The organism is Bacillus sp. LL01 (assembly GCF_001037965.1).
The window spans coordinates 1-3,700 of sequence record NZ_LFEL01000224.1; the positions used below are offsets into that span (position 1 = coordinate 1).

Consider the following 3,700-nt stretch of genomic DNA (forward strand, 5'->3'; position numbering starts at 1 on the left):
CTAATAAACCAGTTGATAATCATTTAATTATTGATAAATGGTTAAAAGATGATCAAGAGTCGTTGGGTTTAATAATCCATTTAATGCAACTGCTTTATAACAATGGCTGGACTAATTACGACGAATCAGTAGCTAATTATTGTAATGATGAAACAGATCGGATTTATGTACAGTTATTCAACAAAGCTATGTCTCACATTAAGGGGAGGGCAGCATGAGTAGGATGCACTTTAAATACACAGATAAAGAATTAACCGAATTATTAAAAAGCTTAGTGATCATTGTTGATACACGAGAACAAGTAAATGAACATGTACGTGAATATTTTAGAAGACATGACATTACTTATAAGATCCAAACAATGAAGACTGGTGATTATACGGCCATGATCCCTAAGAATGAAGAGTATGGTATCAGTCGTGATATGTATTTATCTGCATGCTTGGAACGGAAAAATGGAGTGGACGAACTTGTGCAAAGTATTAAGGACCGAAACAGGTTTGAACATGAGTTATGGAGAGCTAAGGACAATCCATTTGTGTTAGTAGTGGAAGATGTAGATGGGTACCGGAAAATTCTAAATGGTGAATATAGAAGTGCTTATAAGCCTCAGTCGTTGTTAGGCAGCTTAAAAACATTTGAAGCAAGGTATGATTTTTCTACTGTTTTTATTAATGCGGCATACACAGGTAATTACATTTATCATCATTTTCATTATTTAGCCAGGGAAGTATYAAAGCATAATTAACTTAATTGTCCTTCCCTCGTTATTTATAACCATTATAATAGCTTAATTATAGTTCCCTATCCGGTAAAAACCGACAATCATTTTTTTATTTGAGTTCATCAAGTAAGCATTATATGGAGTGTCTTTTTCAAGGTTTCTAATAATTTCTATCATTTCTTTACTATTTGTAGCAGATGAAATACAAGCATCGAATTGTATATTTTTAAAATCTGATAAATTTAACGTAATTTCATGAGAGTCATTACTAAGTATCCAAAGTTGATTATTAGAGGTGAATTCATAGTGTTCAATAATTATTTCGTTAAGTGTAAAATGATCATTAACAAGTGTTACAGGGAATTTGTTATGCGAAATGTATTCTAGAAGTGTAATTACAGCCATATTTAACACCTACTTTTTATTTTTTTATAGTAATAGTATGGGAGGATTAGGTTCAATATGTTAATTAATTGTATTGAAAAATTTATATACAAGGGGTGGGTGTAATGTCTAATGAATTTTTACTAGAAAGAATAGTAAAGGTATCAGCTGAAACAGCGGTTAGGACAGCTATTGAATATATGGAAAAAGAAAAAATGAAAGAGCAGAAGAACAGGCGTGACATGCGGTTAAGAAATACCAAACTCTTATTAAAACATTACAGATCATTCGTCTTGCATAGTAAAGACTTACAGATCGAATTAGATGAATTAGAAGTTCCAGATGATGTGTTTGAAGAGATGCATTCAAATGAATTGGTAGTAGAATCAATTAAGCGTAGCAAGAAACGAACACTGGCTATGGTCAAGTTCATTGATCAAATGCTACGAGTCTACAATACTCTGTGTGAGGAATCGGGTAGGTTAGAAGAAATAAGGCAGTTTCAGACAATCCACAAACTATATATATCTGAAGAAAAATTTACTATTGATCAAGTAGCTGAGTGTCATAATGTGGTAGTGCGTACTGTTCAACGAGATACTAAAGATGCAGTGAAAACCTTGTCAGCATTGATATTCGGTATAGATAGTATACGTTTCGATTGTTGACTCTCGTGTCGCAAACATGTCGTTGTTTAGTCATATAGTATGTTTTATTATGGTAGTAGTGAAAAATGTAAACCGGAGAAAAAAGCACCATCCATTCAATCGAGACATGTTCGGTTATGGATGAGTGCTTTTTATGTAATACTTTATGAAATATGGTAATCTAATAATTAAAAAGGACTAAATTCATGTTGAAAATGAAATATTTACCATATTTTATACTCGTATCATTGATATTGTTCGATATTCTAATCTTATTGGGACTTGTTGTTTTATTTTTTGATTTAGAAGATACTACATTAATAGCTGGAATAATAGCTTTCACAGGTGCAATTATAGGTGGGGTTATAACATACAGCGGCGTTCTACTAACCATCGAAAGACAAAGAGTGCAAAACCTTGCAGAAAAATACCCAGAGAGGTTGATGGTATCAGATAAAATTTTAGATTCTATAGCAATTTCTTTGCATGAAATATTTTTAGTAAGGGATCAATATAAGCTTTTAGACACTGCGAATAAAAATAAAATCAGGTTAAACATCATAAACGACCATCTTAAAGTTGCTAACGATTTATTAATCGACTCTGTCAAAGTGAGTGGGGAGATTTATAGACTAACTAGAGAATATGTGAGACTTTTGAAAGGCCTAAAGTTTATATGTTCTATCAATTCAGATTTTATTGAAGAAAAGATTAACCAGGAACAAGAGAATTTAATCAATATTTTTAAAGCTGTATCAAAAGAAAAAGATTTAGCATTAGGCACTTCAAAAAATGCTTATGAAATAGAAAATAGGCTAAAAAGTTAAAGGCGCCGTTAATGGTGTCTTTTTTATCTTTAGGAAGGAGAAGGGATAATCATGAATGTCACCTGTAACGAAGGCTGCCAAAAAGAGTTTAAGATTACTGAAATCAAAACGGATCTTGTAGAGAAACTACCTGGTAATGTAGAACGTTTTTATTTTGCATGCCCTAATTGTGCCCAGGTATATACTAGCTATTTCTTAGATGATTCGATGAAAGAAATGCAGCAAGAAATCAGGGAGCTTAAAAGCAAACAGAACCTTAAGATAAAACAAAAGAACAGACTAATGACTCTAACACGTAAGCTTGCTGCTATGAATGAACGACACAAGAAAGCGTACAGAGAAGCGACTGAGAATCATGGCTAAAAAAACACAGAGACCTTGTGCAGAAATATCCTGTGGAAATCTCACAGAAAAAAACTACTGTAAAATTCATGAGAAAAAAGGAGAGGAAAATCAAAGGCAGATAACAAGGGCTTATAACAAGTACAGCCGTGATCCAGTGATCAATACCTTCTATCAATCGAAAGAATGGAAGCAGGTAAGAGCCTTAGCATTCGAACGAGACAACGGACTGTGTCAACGTTGTTTGAAGCGCGGGGTGTTGAAGCCTGCGAACGTGGTCCACCATCTTGTGGAGGTAAAAGAAGACTGGAATAGAAGGTTAGACCTTGAAATTCTTGAGTCATTATGTCACAAATGTCACAATTCTGAACATAAACGAGTCCCCCCGGGGTCAATTTTTTAGAAAAATTTTTGTCCTACAGCGTACGCCCCTCAAGCGTATACAAAAATCCGTTTATTCAACTTTTTTAAGGAGGTGTAATGGATGGCAGGAAGACCGAGACAACCTTTAGAGGTGATCAAGGGTAAAGGGAAATCGAACCACCTAACAAAGAAGGCCATGAAGGAACGTGAAAGTCAGGAACAAGCTATTCGTGGATTTACTGATAACATCGAACCACCAAGCTACCTGACTAAGACTCAGAAAGAAGAATTTGAAAAGATAGCAGCTGAACTTGTTCGGCTCAACATATTCAGCAACTTAGATGTGGATGGCTTAGCACGCTACATCGATTCAAGAGACGAATATATTCGAGTCCAAAGAGAATTAAGGACAA

The 3,700-nt window shown here is 34.3% G+C and carries 7 protein-coding genes and 1 pseudogene; 7 read left to right on the forward strand and 1 reads right to left on the reverse strand.

What is annotated here, in order from left to right; genetic code table 11:
- Window positions 1–218 (forward strand): annotated as a pseudogene (locus tag AB685_RS31935) (hypothetical protein); the annotation flags it as partial.
- The gene (locus AB685_RS28370; RefSeq protein ID WP_047973954.1) at window positions 215–748 is read left to right on the forward strand and encodes an ERCC4 domain-containing protein; all 534 of its coding nucleotides are present in this window, start codon (window positions 215–217) and stop codon (window positions 746–748) included. The pseudogene AB685_RS31935 and the gene AB685_RS28370, both read left to right, overlap by 4 nt.
- A gap of 42 nt (window positions 749–790) precedes the next feature.
- On the opposite strand, the gene AB685_RS28375 is transcribed toward AB685_RS28370, so the two are convergent.
- Window positions 791–1,129, reverse strand: a complete 339-nt coding sequence (locus AB685_RS28375) for a hypothetical protein (protein ID WP_047973955.1) — start codon at window positions 1,127–1,129, stop codon at window positions 791–793.
- Window positions 1,130–1,233: 104 nt separating this feature from the next.
- Here AB685_RS28375 and AB685_RS28380 point away from each other — a divergent pair, with 104 nt between their 5' ends.
- The 5 genes from AB685_RS28380 to AB685_RS28400 all read left to right on the forward strand — a co-directional run.
- Window positions 1,234–1,776 (forward strand): hypothetical protein, encoded by a 543-nt coding sequence (locus AB685_RS28380; RefSeq protein ID WP_047973956.1) that lies wholly within the window; start codon window positions 1,234–1,236, stop codon window positions 1,774–1,776.
- Window positions 1,777–2,009: 233 nt separating this feature from the next.
- Window positions 2,010–2,582, forward strand: a complete 573-nt coding sequence (locus AB685_RS28385; RefSeq protein ID WP_198530611.1) for a hypothetical protein — start codon at window positions 2,010–2,012, stop codon at window positions 2,580–2,582.
- A 51-nt stretch (window positions 2,583–2,633) separates the two neighbouring features.
- Entirely contained in the window at window positions 2,634–2,945 is a 312-nt protein-coding gene (locus tag AB685_RS28390; protein ID WP_047973958.1) for a hypothetical protein, read from the forward strand.
- Window positions 2,938–3,327: an HNH endonuclease signature motif containing protein gene (locus AB685_RS28395; protein WP_047973959.1), complete on the forward strand. Its 390-nt coding sequence runs from the start codon at window positions 2,938–2,940 to the stop codon at window positions 3,325–3,327. Before AB685_RS28390 ends, AB685_RS28395 begins: the two co-directional genes overlap by 8 nt.
- Before the next feature lie 81 nt (window positions 3,328–3,408).
- On the forward strand, window positions 3,409–3,700 hold a 292-nt coding region (locus AB685_RS28400; protein WP_047973960.1), incomplete at its 3' end, for a P27 family phage terminase small subunit.

What these genes read in the sequence shown, in the direction of transcription:
- AB685_RS28380 (WP_047973956.1), top strand. Translation starts at nt 1,234, where the DNA reads ATGTCTAATGAATTTTTACTAGAAAGAATAGTAAAGGTATCAGCTGAA.
- AB685_RS28375 (WP_047973955.1), bottom strand. Translation starts at nt 1,129, where the DNA reads ATGGCTGTAATTACACTTCTAGAATACATTTCGCATAACAAATTCCCT.
- AB685_RS28390 (WP_047973958.1), top strand. Translation starts at nt 2,634, where the DNA reads ATGAATGTCACCTGTAACGAAGGCTGCCAAAAAGAGTTTAAGATTACT.
- AB685_RS28395 (WP_047973959.1), top strand. Translation starts at nt 2,938, where the DNA reads ATGGCTAAAAAAACACAGAGACCTTGTGCAGAAATATCCTGTGGAAAT.